Source organism: Paenibacillus sp. MAHUQ-63, assembly GCF_028765165.1.
Classification (GTDB): domain Bacteria; phylum Bacillota; class Bacilli; order Paenibacillales; family NBRC-103111; genus Paenibacillus_E.
In genome coordinates, this window is record NZ_JARADB010000003.1 from 332,122 (window position 1) to 350,558 (window position 18,437).

The 18,437-nt window shown below is 51.7% G+C and carries 12 protein-coding genes; all 12 read right to left on the reverse strand.

Translation table 11 applies throughout. The features are described from left to right. Positions 1-577 precede the first annotated feature (577 nt). Positions 578-1,552 (reverse strand): substrate-binding domain-containing protein, encoded by a 975-nt coding sequence (locus PUT07_RS17815; protein ID WP_274469677.1) that lies wholly within the window; start codon positions 1,550-1,552, stop codon positions 578-580. Next, complete coding sequence (locus PUT07_RS17820) at positions 1,549-3,312, reverse strand: sensor histidine kinase (protein WP_274469678.1); 1,764 nt, start codon at positions 3,310-3,312, stop codon at positions 1,549-1,551. Before PUT07_RS17820 ends, PUT07_RS17815 begins: the two co-directional genes overlap by 4 nt. After that, positions 3,309-4,916: a response regulator gene (locus PUT07_RS17825; protein WP_274469679.1), complete on the reverse strand. Its 1,608-nt coding sequence runs from the start codon at positions 4,914-4,916 to the stop codon at positions 3,309-3,311. The genes PUT07_RS17820 and PUT07_RS17825 overlap by 4 nt, the downstream gene beginning before the upstream one ends. Before the next feature lie 139 nt (positions 4,917-5,055). After that, a complete protein-coding gene (locus PUT07_RS17830) occupies positions 5,056-6,060 on the reverse strand; it encodes an ABC transporter substrate-binding protein (RefSeq protein WP_274470866.1) in 1,005 nt (334 codons plus the stop codon). A gap of 72 nt (positions 6,061-6,132) precedes the next feature. Next, a complete protein-coding gene (locus PUT07_RS17835) occupies positions 6,133-7,131 on the reverse strand; it encodes an ABC transporter permease (protein WP_274469680.1) in 999 nt (332 codons plus the stop codon). Positions 7,132-7,147: 16 nt separating this feature from the next. After that, positions 7,148-8,644: a sugar ABC transporter ATP-binding protein gene (locus PUT07_RS17840; RefSeq protein ID WP_274469681.1), complete on the reverse strand. Its 1,497-nt coding sequence runs from the start codon at positions 8,642-8,644 to the stop codon at positions 7,148-7,150. A gap of 824 nt (positions 8,645-9,468) precedes the next feature. Beyond that, entirely contained in the window at positions 9,469-10,368 is a 900-nt protein-coding gene (locus PUT07_RS17845; RefSeq protein WP_274469683.1) for a hypothetical protein, read from the reverse strand. 180 nt (positions 10,369-10,548) lie between these two features. Further along, entirely contained in the window at positions 10,549-12,159 is a 1,611-nt protein-coding gene (locus PUT07_RS17850; RefSeq protein WP_274469684.1) for an extracellular solute-binding protein, read from the reverse strand. A 43-nt stretch (positions 12,160-12,202) separates the two neighbouring features. Next, a complete protein-coding gene (locus PUT07_RS17855) occupies positions 12,203-14,476 on the reverse strand; it encodes a helix-turn-helix domain-containing protein (protein WP_274469685.1) in 2,274 nt (757 codons plus the stop codon). Positions 14,477-14,707: 231 nt separating this feature from the next. After that, positions 14,708-15,589, reverse strand: coding sequence for a carbohydrate ABC transporter permease (locus PUT07_RS17860; RefSeq protein ID WP_274469686.1), 882 nt, complete (start codon positions 15,587-15,589; stop codon positions 14,708-14,710). Between the two features lie 10 nt (positions 15,590-15,599). Then, positions 15,600-16,556: an ABC transporter permease gene (locus PUT07_RS17865; RefSeq protein WP_379239942.1), complete on the reverse strand. Its 957-nt coding sequence runs from the start codon at positions 16,554-16,556 to the stop codon at positions 15,600-15,602. Between the two features lie 63 nt (positions 16,557-16,619). Beyond that, entirely contained in the window at positions 16,620-18,242 is a 1,623-nt protein-coding gene (locus PUT07_RS17870; RefSeq protein ID WP_274469687.1) for an extracellular solute-binding protein, read from the reverse strand. Positions 18,243-18,437 lie beyond the last annotated feature (195 nt).

Genomic DNA, 18,437 nt, shown 5'->3' on the forward strand with positions numbered 1-18,437 from the left:
AATCAGCTGCAAACAACGATATAAGCCTGTAATCCGGAAATGAGTGAAGCGCTTAATCTCACATGCGGTTAGGACACTGGGGAGCGGTTAAACCGGTTTAACCGTGCACAAATCCGATGAGCGATTATTTACACGTGATAGAGTGCTGTCCTCTGCGCTCGTAAGAATCATTTGGTTAAACCGATTTAATCATGGCCGCCTACATTTGTAAGCGCTTTATAGTTGGTATCGTACAGCGGATTCCTCTAAAATGCAACAGCTTTTTTTGGAAGAAATTAGTGTCGATAAACAGCGAAAAACCGCGATTCGTTTCGCGGTTTTTCGGGCGGATTCGATATGAGATTATCTAGCGGACAGACGAGACGCTATTGTCTCTTCTTGCCCAGTTCCTCAAATCTAACGGACAGGAGAAACGCTATTCAGTTTTTTTCAATCATATTGCTAATCATTCAGGACTGATAACGGCAACTGTGTCCGTTAGAGACTCAAAAGCGCTTATTTTCACTGAATAGCGGTAACTGTGTCCGTTAGGGTCAGCCAAGTCACACTCCCGTCCACCCCAGCTAGTTACACAACGCTATGGCTGCTTATCCACAATCGGAAACAGCAGCTTCTGGTTCTGTTTGCTGTACATATTACTTTTCCATATGACCTCGGAGCCCGTGTCGATCCATAACTCCGCTTTCTTGCCGGCACTCAGCTGTACGGCCGTTTTCAACGCTACGTAGCCCATATTGAACGGCTTCTGCACGACGATGGCTTGAATGATCTCCTCCTCGAGAAAGCCGATCTCTTCGTAGGAGCTATCGAAACCGATGAGCTTCACCTCCCCGGGCTTCCTCAAGTCGCGCAGCGCCTTGGCGGCGCCAAGTGTCGACGGCTCGTTCAAACCAACGATCGCTTTCAATTGCGGATAGTCCGTCAGCAGCGCTTTCGTAATCGCATAAGCCCGATCCGAAGAACCTTCGCTATAGAGCGTATCCAGCAGCCTGATCCCGTTCTCCTTCTGAAGTACTTCGCGGAGACCTTTCTCCCGCTCGATTGAAGTGGAGGAACCTTTGACGAAATTCAATATCGCAACCTGGCCCTTCTCCGGGAGGGCTTGAACGAGCGCATGAGCAGCCTTCCTCCCTGCTTCTGCGTTGTCTGTTGCAATGAAAGACTTGGATATACCGCCCTTCAAGCCGGAGTCGACGGTCACGAGCGGGATGCCTGCCCGTACGATTTCCTGGGCGACGGGCACGGTCCGCTCATAATCCAAGGCTGCCAGAACGATAGCCTTTGGCTTCAAGGCGATCATCTCGCGCAATATTCGAATCTGCTCGTCGACATCCTTCTCCGCATCCGTTCCGACGACCTTCACCTCCGTCCCCGTCTCTGCGGCGGCGGCCCAAACGCCTTGCTCGACGACCTGCCAAAATTCAATGCCTCTGTCAACCGTCTTCGGTACGAACACGATCGGCCGGTCGTTCCCTCTTGCAGCATTCAAGCTAATGATATAGAGGAGTATAGCTGCAATTCCAACGAAGACGGGTAAAATCCAGCGTTTCATGACTCCACCCCTCCCGTTCCGGAACGGGGAATTCGCAATGTCACCGTCGTCCCCTCTTCAGGCTCGCTCTCAAAAGTCAAGCCGTAGCCGTGACCGTAAAACAGCTGAATGCGGTGATGCACATTGCGCACGCCCAAGCCTTGCTCCTTCGTCCCGCTAAGCAGAGACATCACCTTGACTTGATCCATACCGAGACCGTTATCGCTTACGGTAATATGAATGTCGCCGTCAACCAGCTTCCCGGCAATACGGATGTGCCCATGCTCTTCCATACGCCTGATGCCATGGTAGATCGCGTTCTCAACGAGCGGTTGAAGAACGATCCTCACAATGCGGCAATCATACAGCTCACTGTCAACCTCAATCTCATACGAGAACTTCCCCGTGTAGCGCATGGATTGAATCGTGAGATAATTGGACAAATGTTCCAGTTCCAAGGAGACGGGCACCTCCTGCTCCCCCTTGCCGATGCTGTAGCGCAGCATTTTCGATAATGCCATCGTCATCCCGACGACCTGCTTCATCCTGTTCGTTTCGGCCATCCATATGATCGATTCCAGCGTGTTATACAGAAAATGCGGATGAATTTGCGATTGCAGCGCTCTGATCTCGCTCTGTCTGAGCAGCGCCTCCTCGTGAACAATCCGCTGCATCAGATCTTTGATTTTCATAATCATGACATTGAACGACCGCGCCAGCTTGCCGATTTCATCCCCCTGGGCGATGTCCGCCCGAATATCGAAATTGCCCTGCTCCACCTGCTTCATGTTCGCCTCCAGCCGCTTGATCGGTCCGCTTAGCGTATAGGACAGCACGATGGAGATACCGAGTGCGACAATCAAACAAATGCTCCCCCACAACGCAGTGGACAGCTGAATATTTTTCTTATTGCCGACCAGCTCATCGGGGTATGTGACACCGACGATTTTCCACCCGAAATTTGTCGTTCGAATCGACAAAATCTTCTTATGTTCGCTATCGGGCAGCACAAGCTGTCCATCCTGCGAAGCCAGAATAGCGTCGATCGGCTCGCTTTTCAAATTCGTGTGAATGATTTGCTGCTGCGGATGATAGACGAGATCGCCTTTGGAATTAACGATGAAAATATATCCTCGCTTGCCGAGCTGAATACGGCTGAACAAATCGTTGATGATACTGTAGTTCAAATCAACCAGCAGTACCCCGGTTGCTCCGGCGCTATCGTCCCCACGAAAGGTTTGGCTCATGGAGATAACCCAAGGATATTCTCCGGGGTACACATGCTCGACTTGTGACGAGGAAATATAGATCGAACCGTTCTTCGCTTTGGTGTACCAATCTTGAGCAATCAAATCCGGGTAGCTTTTCACGGATCCGTGAGACCTGTCGGCGATCACGGTGCCGTTAGAGCCGACGAACAAGATTGCGCTAATATCGTTGCGGGATTGAACGATGACGTGCAGCGAATTCTCGATGGCGGCAACCAAGCTCCGGCCACTCGCGGCATGGGGGTCCGGCATGGCCAAATATTGCCCGATCTGCCCGTTGCTCGTCAACAAGGAGGAGATGCTTTTCATATTGTCGATGTACGTCTCGATCGTCGTCCCGACCTGATTTATCAGCTCATTGGTATACTGGACGGAATTATCCGTCACGGAATCCGACGACAGCCGGTACGTGTTATAGCTGAGAATAAGCGTCGTACCGATGATCAGACAGAAGAAGGCCGATGCGATGCTCGTATGAATGGATTTAAACCGGAAGAATCGCCTTGGTTTCAAGTGAGTTCCCCTCTCACGGAGGCTCTGTATTCTTTGGGTGTCATGCCATGATGCCGTTTGAAAATGACGCTGAAGTACTGCGGATCGCCATACCCGACTTTTGCTGCGATTTCGTAAGCTTTCAGGTTCGTTTCGACAAGCAGCTCCTTCGCCTTGGCCAGCCTGACCCGGGTCACATATTCGATGAAGGATATCCCCTTCTTTTGTTTGAAAAGACCGCTGAAATAATTCATACTCATATACGCTTGCTGAGCGGCGTCGTTCAAGGTCAAATTTTCATTGGCGTAATTTTCCAGAATGAACACTTCCGATCTATGCATCAACGAATCGACATCTTGCGCCATCTTCAGGGTCACTTGTTCAAACAACTGCACACACAAGGTCTCCAGCCACACTTTGACTTCGTCCAGCGTCTTATACGCCCTGACCTGACCCAGCAAATCGCCGGACGCCATAACATCCAATCCGGAATCTTCGAACAACGGAATAATCGAGACCAGGAAGCGCTGCACATAAATATAGCAGCGGTCCACAGACGATTGGGAGGCGCGCAGCTCGTTCATCCATTCCTGCAGCAGCAGGCTGAACATCTCCCGGCTTCCCGTTTTCAGCGCTGCGATCAGCTTGCGTTCCCATTCTGCGTGATGAATCTGGAGCTGCCCTTTGCCATGCACGATATCTTCAATGGAAATAATTTTGTTTCTGCCGACCAGAAACCGGTAATCCAGTGCCGTTAGCGCTTCGGAATACGATTTGGCAACCTCCTCCGGATGGAGATAGGGCCGGCCGATGCCGATCGATACAGGCAGCCTCACATATTTCTCGATGCATTCGGCAGCCTGCTGGGCATACTTCTGAACAGCCAACATGAGCGAAGAGCGTTCTCCGGAGAAGAGAATGCCGATCTTCTCATCCCTTGTCCGAAACACGATGCCCCCTTGCTCCAATTCGAATATTTCTTGAACAATATTATAAACGGCAAACCGCAGCAGCTCGGCTTCCGAACTACGTCCGGCGTCATAAGGATGTTGAAACTGTTCTACATCCAGCGATAAGGCCACGTAATACGGACCGGGCAGAGATAATTGAAAAAAAGCGAATTTCGCATGAATGTCGCTTCGCTTCACTTCCGTCGAAACCATGCGTTCCAGGAATTGTTCGCGCAGTAAAGGCAAACTCAAGTTCAACTGGCTTTGCAGTCTGAAAATATCCGCATTTCTTAGCTTCTTCTCATCCAGCTCTTTCCGCAAAAGCGCCAGAATGTTTGTGAACTCCTCCTGGCTGACGGGTTTCATGATATAATCGTACACTTTCAGCTTCACGGCTTGCTTCGCATATTCAAATTCACCGTAACCGGTCATGATGACGACGGCGATATCCCGGTACCGGTCGGCAACCGCAGCCGCCAGCGCAAGTCCATCCATGTGCGGCATGGAAATATCGGTTATGATCACGTCCGGCCGCCGGTGCTCCAGAGACTCCCACGCGTCGCGTCCATCCCCGTAAGAGCCGATCAGCTCAAACCCGCAGTCCGTCCAGTTCACGGTTGCACGAATACTTTCCCGCACCGCTTCCTCGTCATCGACGATGATTATTGTATACATGAGATCACCTCGGGTTACGAAACGAATATACCTGCTATAAGCGGCTTTCCATAGTTTCGATAACAGCGCTTACATTTCCTGTTTATTCCCTCAAAAAAGAGGCTGCCCTGTCAAGGAACAGCCCCCTTCCGCGTGGTAACTAATTGTACAGCAGCGCTTTGATTTCGGGCGAATCGAGATTCGATTTGTCGTACCAATGGAAGCCGGTATCGATCATTTTCTCAACCTTCTCCCCTTTGCTTGCCATGACAGCCGCTTTGACGGACCAATATCCGATGCCGATCGGGTCCTGCGTGATCGCGCCGGCCATTTTGCCGCTCTTGATCGCATCGATTTGCGCCTTGCCGGAGTCGTAACCGATAATGACGATTTTATCGTTCTTGAGTTCCGTTACCGCGTTGACGACACCGATCGCAGAACCTTCGTTCGCTCCGAAAATCCCTTTCAGATTAGGGTGCCCCTGAATAATGGCTTTGGCCAAATCGGTCGATTTCAGTTGGTCTCCGCCGCCGTACTGGATGTCGACGATCTTGATGTTGGGGTGCTTCGCTTTCATCTGCTCCACGAAGCCGTCTCGGCGGTCAACGCCCGTGCGGCTCGTTTGGTCATGCACGACAAGCGCGACTTCGCCGGCATCGCCGATCTTCTCCGCCATTTTGTCGGCGGCTAGCGCTGCGGCCTTCTTGTTATCCGTCGCAGCCGTCGTCACCGGAATATCACTGTCAACGCCCGAGTCGAACCCGATGATCGGGATATTCGCCGATTTGGCTTTCTGCAGGAGCGAGACGGACGCTTTGCTGTCCAGCGCGGCGAAAGCGATGGCCGTCGGCTTTTTGTCTAAAGCCGCTTGCAGCATCTCGATTTGTTTATCCACCTGCGATTCGGTCTCCGGTCCTTCGAACGTTATCTGCACGTCGAATTCCTTGGCCGCTTTCTCCGCACCCTGCTTCACAGCTTGCCAGAACTGGTGCTGAAAGCCTTTGGAGATCACCGGAATATAGGCTTTGGCGCTGCCTGAGGATGAGGTTTGTACGGCAGGCGCTGCGCTCGAACTCGCCGGTGCGCCGGAGCCGCAAGCTGTCAGAAGTGAAGCTGTAAGCGTGAATACCGTCGCTGCCAAAATCATTGTTTTCATTTTCTTCATCATGTCATCGTCTCCCATATCATTTTATTGGTATATAAATTCCTGGAAAGAATGAATACCTTGGGCGAGTGGTCAGCCTGCTTTGCGCCGGCGTATAATATCGGCGTAGACGGCGAGCAGGACGACAATTCCGACGATCACCGTCTGCCATTCTTGCGGCACGGATAAGATTCTTAGGCCGTTGGTCATTACGCTCATAATTAAGGCGCCGATGACCGTTCCCAGAATGGACCCTTGGCCGCCGCTTAAGGAGGTGCCCCCGATAACGACCGCGGCAATCGCTTCCAGCTCATAGCCCATACCGAGTGCGGGCTGCGCCGAATCAAGACGCGAGGCGATCATGACGCCCGCGATGCCGCTAAACAAGCCGGTCAGCACATAGATGGCTATTTTCCACTTTTGCGTGTTCACACCGGATAATCGCGTGGCCTCCTCGTTGCTGCCGAGAGCGAAGTTATAGCGGCCGATGACCGTCTTGGTCAGCAGCAGGCTGGATATGATCGCCAGTCCGAAGAAGATCAGGATCGCATTAGGTACCGCGAAGCCTGGAATCACTTTCTCCAGCGCCGTTCCCATGGCAATTTCGCGAAATGCCGGCGTTTCGTTGAAATAAATCGGTTTGGCGTGGGAAATGACAAGTGACAACCCTTTCGTAATCATCATCATGGCGAGCGTTGCGATGAAAGGGGGAATATTCATTTTCGCTACCGCAATTCCGCTGAATAGACCGCATACGAGACCGGCTGCAATCCCTGCTGCGATGCCGACCGGTATCGGCATGTGCCAATTCGTAATGAAGACTCCCGTCATAACGGCAGCGAACGTCATCACCGTACCGACGCTAAGATCGATGCCTCCCGCAATAATTACGAATGTTGAGCCTAAGGCCAGTACACCGATTACAGCGGTCGATAAAAGGATGCCGACAATGTTCGAGAACTGCAGGAAATTGCTGGAGGATACCGAGAAAATGACCACCAATATCGCCAAGCTGGCGAAAGCGAGCAATTTCTGAGTAGCCGCCGTCTTCCGGAAAGCCAGCTTCGGGTTTTTCATACTGCTTACTTGCATAATGGACCGTCCCTTCTTAATTTCGGCTTGTCGCTAGGCGCATAATATTTTCTTGGGTCGCTTGCTCGCCAATCAGCTCACCGGTTATTCGGCCTTCGCACATGACGAGAACCCGGTGGCTCAGGCGCAAAATTTCCGGCAGCTCGGAAGAAATCATCAGAATCGCCTTGCCTTGCTGCGCCAGCTGTTCCAGCAGCGCATAAATTTCCGCTTTCGCCCCGACGTCGATCCCTCGGGTCGGCTCATCGAATATAAGCAGCTGACAATCCCGGTACAACCACTTGCCAATGACGATTTTCTGCTGATTGCCGCCGGACAGAAACTTGGCCTTTTGCCGGATGCCCGGCGTTTTGATTTTCAACGCTTCTACATAACTGGCCGACACTTGCTCGATTTCGCCTTCTCGCATCCAGCCGAATCGCATCAGCTTGGTCAGGGAAGGCAGCGCCATATTCGCCCCGACGTCCATGTCGACTAGCAGGCCATAGCGTTTACGGTCCTCCGATAAGTAGCCGATTCCATGCTTCACAGCGTCGTGGGTGCCCCGAATGCGCACCTGCTGTCCGTTCACATAAATCTCGCCGGCATCCAGCCGGTCTGCGCCGAAGATCGCTCTCGCCACTTCAGTGCGCCCCGCTCCCATTAATCCGGCAACTCCGACGATTTCTCCGGCCCGGACCGTGAATTGGATGCCTTCGAACGCTTTGGCACGGCTCAGCCCTCTCACTTCAAGCACCGTCTTCGCTTGGCCGGGCTTCTCCGGCTTACGCTTCTCAACTTGAAGCTCCCGCCCTACCATCATGGAGATGACGCTGTCCATGGACGTATCTTTCGTTTTGACCGTGGCAATGTAGCGGCCGTCCCGCATGACGGTGATGCGGTCGCTTATGACACGCAGCTCTTCCATGCGGTGCGAGATGTAGACGATCCCAACGCCTGAACTGCGCAGCCTGGCAATCATGCGGAACAACTCGCCGATTTCGGCGTCCGTCAGGGCAGCGGTAGGCTCATCCATGATGAGAACGTCGGACTTGAAGGACAACGCCTTGGCGATCTCGATCATCTGCTGCTTGGCTACGCTCAGCTCGGAAATTTTCATGCGCGGGTCCAGATCCAGATTCAGCTGCTCCAGGAGCTCTACCGTATCCGCGTTCATTTTCTTCTCATCCAGCAGCATTCGCACCTTCCTGCGGGGTTCCCGGCCGATAAACATATTCTGCGCAATCGTCAAATCGGGAATTAAATTGAGCTCTTGATGAATGATAGAAACGCCGAGCGATTGCGCCGCTTTGGTATGCGGGATGTGCACCTCCCGGCCTTTCAGGAGCAGGCGGCCCGCGTCTTTCTGATAAATGCCGGTCAAAATTTTCATTAGGGTCGACTTGCCTGCCCCATTCTCGCCTACCAATGCGTGGACCTCTCCGGGCGCCAGCTCGAATTGACAGTCTGAAAGCGCCTGGACGCCAGGGAAGCCTTTGTAGATTCCTTCCATTTGTACGAGCGGATGTGTCACTGCTGCCCCTCACCTCGATATCGTTGTACTGATTACATCTTAGCTGTAAACGCTTTATCTGAGAGTGGAGTATTTTCCTGAAAAAGTTGAATATTTACCGATAGATGGGTGGAATGGTTGGATGGGATGATGCGGGGATGTCAAAAAGACCTCCGTTCCCAGCCATTCCGAGGAATGAGTTGAGATGGAGGTCGGTGAAAATGCAAATGCCGAACAAAGAGCAGCGTTAAGTCATGGGTAGGGCGTCCATAACGGGAAGTTCTCCCGTTAATCTACCCTGCTGATGAGCGCGCGGGTAGGATAACGGGATATTCTCCCGTTAAATCTGCGAAAAGTGGCTGCTGTTTGCGAAATCTGAGATTTTTAGCAGGAGAAATTCCCGTTATTAACTTCCTGAGGCAAAAAATCGTCAATATAACGGGAGAATTTCCAGTTAATCAAACTGATGCTACTTTTCCTATGAGTGACTTTTGGCGGCCTTTGCAACTTTTATTGAACTCGAGTGACTCCGTGCGTCTTATATACAACTTCTAGCGATTTCAAGTGACTCTGTACGTCTTATGCAACTTCTAGTGATTCTAGTGACTCCGTGCTCCTTAAACAACTTCTAGTGAATTCAAGTGACTCCGTACGTCTTATGCAACTTCTAGTGATTTCTAGTGACTCCGTGCACCTTATGCAACTTGTTGTGAATTCGGAATGATCGCCTATGGGTTTCCTTGGTTTCCTTGGTTTCCTTGGTTTCCTTGGTTTCCTTCGTCGCCTTGGTCCCGTCGCCTTGATCGCCTTTGACTTCCCTACCCGCGTTTCCTCCCAACAGCATGTCACAGCTGCGGCACCTGAAACCCGTCGGATTCAGCATTCACATCCGTATACCCGGCGCGCAACAATGACAAATACGATGTTGGGTTCGCGGCATGCCGGTAGATCGGCATGGCAGTACCGGCCATCAGCCCGTCATAAGCTGCATTTAATGCAGTTCCTACGCCTCCGTCATTATTGACTCCTCGCTTCTCACGGGGCAATTGGGTAGCTGGGTGCGCAGCAGAGAACATGACATACCAATATCTGTCATCAGCATCGATTTCAGGGTACCCTTCCGTGGTGCCGTTTTCTTCATACAAGGAAATCCCGCGCAGAAACTTTCCATTATTGGCAGTCATGACCATAACGCCTTCCTCCTTACTTTCGATAACATCGATAATTTGCGGCAAAATGTCTTTGGAATCCGTCAGATTGTGCTGAATCGACCAGCCATGCCACTGCTTTAAAGTTGCGAGATACCCGGCAGCCTTGTCACTCGCCGCAGGAAAGACATCCGAATTAAATGAAGCGGCGCTTGGTACATACTGCTTGCCATCCCACTTCAAAATGCTTGGCATTTGCGGTTCTTCCACCATTTCAGCATCCTGTTCATCTTCGGCAGGCGCTTTCGGCTCCTTGTGCATTAACCGGGCATTCCATTCGCCTTCCCATTTTAAGCTGGAACCTGCGCCCGACCATTTCAATTGCACGATTCGGTCATTCACTGCTGAATCCCGTTTATTTTGTACGATTTGACTTACGGCCTTATTGCCAATCGTTCTCTGAAGCTGAAGGACTCCCGTTGCAGTGAACGGATTCATTCCCAGCGCTAAGCTGCCTGGACGTGCAGACTTCATTGGACTTGGTGTATGGGATCTATCAGAAATCGGCGTTCTTCTAGCAACATGATCCGAAAGCATGCGTTTCGATTCCTCCCTCAGCCTTACGTTTCTATGAAAATATTACCAAAATAATGGGTGGAAGAGAAGCCTGCGGATGTTCTGGCAGGAAGCTGCGGATGCTCTAGCAGGGAAGCTGCCGATATACCCGCAAAAAATCAAAAACCCTTAACCCTGCATCGGACAGGGCTAAGGATCCGGTTACCTTTTCTCATACCTGGCAATCGCCAGTCTTTGAATCTCTAAAGCGCGATCAATTTTGGAAGCCTTAATCTTGCTTACGTAGCTGTCGAAGGCGTTCACGGGCTCGACGCCGAGAATCATTTTGAGCGACATCTCGTCAACCAGCGTCGTCACGTCGTTCATGATGGACGACAGCTCGGCGCTCTCCATCTCCGTCTTCGGAATTTGCGGCATCATATGCCGGTCCACATTCGTATCCGCCCAGACCATGATCGCCGACCGCTGCTGCGGCAGCGTATAATATTGCTCCATGTAGCGGATGTCCTGGACGAACGGCCCGAAGTAGCTCGCTCGCGTATACATCGCCAAAGCCTGCGCAGGCGCCAGCTTATCGGGATTTTTCAGCACTTCGTCCGAATAGGTTGGGTACCCGTCCTTCATCACGTAGCTAAGTCCTTCGATGCCGAAGTTGAACAGCATGTGCCCCTCCTCGCCATACCCGTAATCGAGCAGCTTCACCGCTTCTTCCGCGTGCTTGCTCTTCGTCGAGATCGCGACTCCGCCTGTTCCGACGTACGCATAACTGCGCTGGCCGAATTCCGGCTTGTCGCCTTTCTTCAGCACCGGATAAGGCGCCGCATCGAACAAGGCATCCTTCTCTTTCTCCACCACAAGAGGCTGCCATTTGCCGATGCCCGCTCCGGCGTTCCAGATCGTCGCCCCGCTCCGGCCGTTAATCATATTGGAGTCCATCGTTTTCGTATCGACGGTGGCGATATTTTTATCGATCAGCCCCTCGGCGTACCATTGGTGCATCGTGGCCAGAAACTGCTTGTACCCTTGCTCCATCGGCCCGAACTTCACTTGTCCGTTATCGAGGTAGAACCCTTTTTTGACCCCGTAAGCCCCTACAAAAGCTCCGCCCTCAATGCCGAACAACGGATTGGGAACGCCCAAGAACGTCAAAGGAGCCTCTACACCCTTCTTCTCCTTGAACGCCTTCAGCACGGTATACCATTCATCCATCGTCTCCGGCGTGTCGAGTCCGAGCTCGTCCAGCCAATCCTTGCGAATGATCGGTCCTTGGTACGTGCGCAGCAGATCATCCCCCCGAATGAATGGGAACACATAGTAGCTGCCGCTGTCCGTCTTCACCTGCTTGTCGATATCGGGATGCTCGGCCAAAAACTTTTTCAAATTCGGCGCATGCTGGTCAATCAAATCGTTCAGCCGCCTAATATAGCCATCCTTAATGGCCTTCTCCGGCCCGCCCGGGAAGCTGTCCCACTCAAACTCCATCATATCCGGCAAATCTCCGGAAGCCAGCAGCACATTCATCGCTTCTTTGGCCTGATTGGCCGGAGGCTGAATGAATTTGAGCCGGACGCCGGTCCGCTTCTGCCACTCCTGGAAGAAAGGGACATCCTGTGTATTCGGCTTCACGCTGGCTGCATTGCCATTAAGCTCGGCCCAGTAGGTCATCGTTTGGCGGGCGGCATCAGGCGGCACGGATGCCTTGGTCGCTGCCGGCGGCTCCGGCGTAGCGGACGGCGATACCGCCGAGCAGGATGTCAATGCGAGAGTGCAAATCACCGCTAGCAGGAAGATTGATTGTGGTCGTAAACTCATCTGTTGAACCTCCGTAAGCTGGAATACCATGGCGGCGTGCTTGTCAGTGCATTTCTTTATATTTGCCTGGCGTGATGCCCTCATATTTCTTGAAAACGCGAATGAACGTCGCCACTTCATTATATCCGACGCATTTGGCAATGTCCGAAATCGAATCCTGCTTGTAGCCGATCATCCGCTTCGCCTGCTGAATGCGGAATCTCGTAATATAGTCCAGCAGCCCTTCTCCGGTCTGATCCTTGAACAGCTTCGAAACGTAACTGCCTTTGAGCTCGAACCGCTCGCCGATCGTATTCACATTCAGATTCGCATCCTGATAATGCTCCTCGATGTATGCCATCACTTTGGCGATCAGCTCCCGCAGCGTCTCTGCCCGCTCCTTGGTCAGATTCGTCTCCACCTTGGCGGCGGCGAATGCACATACCTCCTTGAGCAAGCTGAGCAGCTCCTGCTGCATCTCGAGAATCGTGTCGCACGCGATGATGGAGTCCATCCACAACGGATTATCCCCCAGCAAGCGGCTTTCACCGTCCCCAAGCTCGTTGATCGCCTTCACCATCGTCCCGACAAGGTTGAAAATCAAGCATCTGGCCAGCGTCAACGAGACAAGCGGCTTATTGAAATTCCGCTCCATGATTTCGCTCATACTGGCGGCAGCCTGCTCATAATCGCCGATCTTGATCAAATTGATGATCTGCTGCTCCACCTGCAGCGGATAATAGTAGCCGAGTTGGAGCTTATCGGCCGTATCGATGCGAATCTCGTCGTACGTAATGATTTCGCGTTTGCCGCGAACCATTTTGTACTCCATGGCATCCAGCGCCTCGCTATAAGCTTCAGCCACATTAAACAGCGAAGAATGAATGCCTCCGATCGAAATCGTGAGATCCATGTGGAACCGCAGCAGGAACCGTTGAGCCTCGGCGGCAATCCATGCCAGATCTTCCTTCAGCTTGGCGGGGTCCTTATCGGCGAAATTCACCAGGCAGACCATCATCTCATCCACTTCAGCCATATAACCATGATGATGACGATGTCCGACGAGCTCCTCGACGACATTCGTAATAATGAACTGGATCAGCTTCCTGCGCTCATTCAGATCCATGCCGGGCAAATTGTTGGATAGATTATCGTTGTTCTCGACGGCGAAGAGGATAACGGCAAACTCGTTGGAGACGAGCTCCATATGAAAGGATTTGAACGCCTCCTCATAAGAGATGAGCGTGTCGATCTTCCCTTTCAGCAGCCGGCCCAACATATTGGAACGCAGCACGTACTGATGGGACTGCAGCTGCATCGCCATCCTCTCTTTCTCGCTCCGCGTGTCGGATATCGCCCGTTGAATGAAGCTCAATTCATTCCCGTCGATCCGCGCTTCGGACGTACTCTTGTCCGACACCGACTGCACAAGCCTTTGGATCGGCGAATAATTGCGGCGCATGAAGAACCACGTCAAAATGACTGCGCCTATTAGCGAGATTAATATACTGACGTATGTGAAATTGCGGACATACTCCGCCTTCTCCCAATAAATGCGGCTAGGAATCAGCAGCACATACTTCAGATCGGAAACGGCCGATTGCATATAGAAAAGTTCCGACTCCCCGTTCTTCGCCGGCGTGTACGCTACGTGATCCCGGTCGAATACCTGCTCCATGATCAGGTCGGGATTCACCGAGCCCGGCAAATTGGAGAGCAGCACTTGATTGTCATGGTTAAGGATTAAAATTTGCCCGCCGCTGAAGCCCGAAATCGTTTCCATGGCTTTCTGGAACCGTTCCATATCGGCCATTACGACGACGGTACCCGTCTGATTGCCGTTCAAATCCTTAGGCAAGTGGGCAATATACGCGATGGACGTCTGAGGATCCGCCGAATCCGCGTGTGGCAGCAGCAGGAACTGATTGTTGGCTGCGTTGTTGATCGTATCCAACCACTGTTCGTAACGCATAGCCCCCGTATTATGGATCGTATCCCACGCTGTCTTCATATCCCGGATGTTGCCGGGTCTCAGAATCGAACCGTTCTGATCCCAGGTCACATAAAATTCGTCAACCGTCGCATAGGACGTCTGGTACATGCGAAACTCTTTGACAAGCTGAAAAGCCAGAAATTGATCGTCGCCTTCGCGAACGTTCGAATACATCAACGTTTGGAGCTTCGTGTTCCACGTAATCTCCATATTCAATCGTTTCATGAGATCGATTTGCGTATCGATCGTGTACCGCACTTGCTTAAGCAGCGAATCGTTCGCCCGGTGAATTTCGCTTTTCAGCGCGTTGCTGGATTGCGAATAAATAATTAAGCTCATCATCATCGGGATGAACAAAACAGCACTGTAAGAAATTAACCACGTGAAAATAATACTTTTGCGCTTTTGCCATAAAAAACCGAGTTTAATATGGATCTCCTCCCATTGAATGATCGATATAGGTCTGCAGGGATTAACTCCACTTACCTATATTATACCGCGATCTGCAAGGGGAGGAATGTTCAAAAAAGCAAAACGAATTGACAAAAGCTCTATTCCAAGCGAAATCGCCCGATTTTACCCTTTCAATGAGCCGACCATAACCCCTTTGACGAAGAAGCGTTGAACAAAAGGATAGATGCAGAGAACCGGCAATGTCGCTACCATAATCGTTGCATATTTGATCGTTTCCCCGATCTGATGGCGGTCGCCCGCGTCCGCCCCCACTGACATGCTGTCCGTCGAGTTGGCGATCAAGATCTCCCGCAGCACCAGCTGCAGCGGGAACAGGTCACGGCTCTTGATGAAGACGGAGGCATAGAACCAGCCGTTCCATTTGTCCACCGCATAGTACAAGATCATGACGGCGATAACAGGCATCGAGAGCGGGAGAATGATCCGGAACAAAATCGTAAAATGATTCGCACCGTCCATTTTGGCCGACTCCTCCAAGCTGTCCGGGATGGACATGAAAGCCGTGCGCATGATGATCAGGTTGAATGTACTCATGGCGAAAGGAATGATCGTCGCCCAGAGGGAATCGAGCAGTCCGACATTTTTGACGACCAGATACAGAGGAATCAGCCCGCCGTGGAAAAACATCGTAAAGACGATGATCAGCATGAACGCTTTGTTCCAGATGACATTTTTCCGGGACAGCACATATGCGCCCAGCGCCGTCATGAGCAAATTAACCGCAACGCCTGCCACGACGATAAACATCGTATTCCGGTAGCCGATGAGAATGCCCGGGTTTTTCATGACGCCTTTGTACGCTTCCAGAGAGAAACCGAGCGATTTCAGCAAAATGCCTTTGTGGGCCACCAAACGGCCGGCGTCGCTTAAGCTTGCGAAAAGAACATACAGCAGCGGGTACAGCGTAACGATGACGAGCCCAAGCAGGAGCAAATAAATCGCGATGTCGAACAATTTTTCGAGCAGAGAGAACTGTTTTTTCATTGCTTTCACCTCACCATAAGCTGCTTTCGTTAACTTTGCGGCTGATGTAGTTCGCGGAAACTAGAAGAATCAGGTTGATGACCGAATTAAACAAGCCTACGGCCGAGCTGTAGCTCCATCCGAACTCCAAAAGCCCTTTCCGGTAAACGAAAGAGGAGATCACGTCAGCCGTTTCATACGTAACGGGGTTGTACAACAATATAATTTTCTCGAATCCGACGTTCAGCAAATTCCCCATCCGCAAAATAAACATGATCGCGATCGTCGGCATAATGCCCGGCAGTGTAATGTAAACGATCTGCTTCCAACGGCTGGCGCCGTCCATTCGGGCCGCTTCGTACTGCTCCTGGTCGATCCCCATCAGCGCAGCGATGTAAATGATCGACTCCCAGCCGACGCGCTGCCATATTTCGGAGAGGATATAAATCGGTCTGAACAGCTCCGGCTTCTGCAGCATCGCTTGGCCGTCATAGCCGAACAGCATGGCAATTTTGTTAATCACGCCGTCCGCATTCGTGAAATCGGTGATGATGCCGCAAATGACGACCATCGAAATAAAATAAGGCATGTACGTGATCGTTTGCGCAACGCGCTTGAACATTTTGCTCCGCACCTCGTTAATGAGGAGTGCCAAGATGATCGGCGCCGGGAACTCGAATAATAAGGAATAGAGCGAAATGACGACCGTATTTTTCAGGATGCGCCAGAAATAATAGGAGCTGAAAAAGTCCTGAAAATGTTTAAAGCCGATCCAGGGACTACCGAGTATCCCCTTCATTGGCGAATATTCTTTGAAGGCAATTAAAGCCCCGTACATCGGTGCGTAGTGGAAAATGAAATAATACGCCAGCACGGGTATCATCATGATATACAAATATTTATTCAGCATGAAATCGCGAACATAGCGGTTAACCGTCACTTTTTTACCGGCAAGCTGGGCTCTTTCCAGTCCTCTGGTGTTCTCCATCTTCATCCTCACCCCAATTCATAATCAGGAGAGAGGGCTTATACAAGCCCTCTCCGTCTGTCTTTAACGCTTGTTGTAACGGTCAAGCGCCGCCTTCTGGATCGCGATGGCGCGATCGAGGTTCAGCGACTTCATTTTCGCAATGTAACTCTCGTATTGGCTCACAGGCTCATTGCCCAGAATGATTTTGAGCGTCATTTCGTCAACCAGTGTGTTGATGTCATTCATAATTTTCGCGTATTCGGAGCTTTCCTCAGGGGTTGGCGTGAGCGGCGGCAGACTGTATTTGTCCACATCCGTCTTCTTCCAGATGTTAACGGCCTCTCGCTGCGTCGGCAGGGTGAAGAACTGCTCCGCATAGCGTTTATCCTGGATGAACGGCCCGTTGTAGCTGCCCCGCACATACATCGACATCGCTTGTGCCGGCGCCAATTTGTCCGGATTCTTCATCAGCAGATCGGTATACTTCGGATAGTCGTTCTCCATGTTGTAGGAGACGCCTTCCGTACCGAAGTTGAAGAACATGCGGCCTTCGTCGCTGTAGCCGTAATCGAGCAAACGGGCTGCCAGTTCCGGATCCTTGGCCTTGGACGTAATCGCCACGATACCGCCGGAGGAGTAAGGCTTATCCTTCTGGCCGAATTTCGGGGTGTCGCCTTTCTTGAGCACCGGATACGGCGCTGCCACCAGCTGCACTTTCGGATCTTTGGCTTGGATGAGCGGCTGCCATTTGCCGATTCCGCCGCCCGCATTGCCGATGCTGGCTCCTGTGCCGCCGGATGCGAAGGAGCCGTCCAGCGCTTTCGTATCGACCGTCGCGATATTTTTGTCCAGCAAGCCCTCTTTATACCAGGAGTTGAACAAGCTTAGATACTCCTTGAAGCCTTTCTCCGCAGGGCCGAACTTAATCTCCCCGTTTTCCAAATAAAATCCGCGGTTCACGCCAAAAGCTCCGAGGAAGGCGCCGTTATACGATTCATTGAAGAAGCGCGGCTTGGAGATGAAGGAAAGCGGTGCGGCAGCGCCTTTCTTCTCTTTGAACGCTTTGAGCGTAGCCGTCCACTCATCGATCGTTTCCGGTACCGGCAATCCCAGCTCGTCCAGCCAATCCTTCCGAATAATCGGGCCTTGGAAAACCTGGAGATACTCATCGCCGCGGATGAACGGGAACGCGTAATAGCTGCCGCTGTCCGTTTTGACCATTTTGTCGATTTCCGGATGTTCCTTCAAATATTTCTTCAAGTTCGGCGCGTACTTATCGATCAGATCATTCAATTTCAGAATGTAACCGTCCTTGATCGCTTTCTCAGGTCCTCCAGGGAAGTCGCTCAGGAAGTTGTATTCGATCATATCCGGCAGATCGCCGGATGCCAGCATCACGTTAAGCGCCTCTTTCGTCTGCCCCGTCGCCGGTGCCGTAAACTTCAGCGGCACGCCTGTTTTCTTCTGCCATTCCTGGAAGAAAGGCACATCGGAATGCGCTGTTTTTACACCCGTCAAGTTCCCCGTCAGCTCGCCCCAATAGGTCAGCGTTTTATCCGTTTTAATCGGGTACGTCGTCGCGCTTGCTGCCGCAGGCGCTCCCGTTTCTTTCGTCGCAGGTGTGGATGCCGTCTGAGAGGAGCAGGCGATCATTACCGAGCTCATCATGATGACGGTCATCGATGAAGCTAACATTTTCTTCATTCATGGACCCTCCATTAAGTTTATGGGTGAGATGCATCTCTTCCTTAAGCCTACTGGAAGGCGGCCGCTAAACCTATGCGTAAATTGCAGAAACGAATGGTTAATTTCGGACTCCGCCATTGACGATTTCACAAAAAGCATCGCCAATTTCGCAAAATGAGGCGGAAGAAAGCGGTCAGTCGTCCAATCCATCAC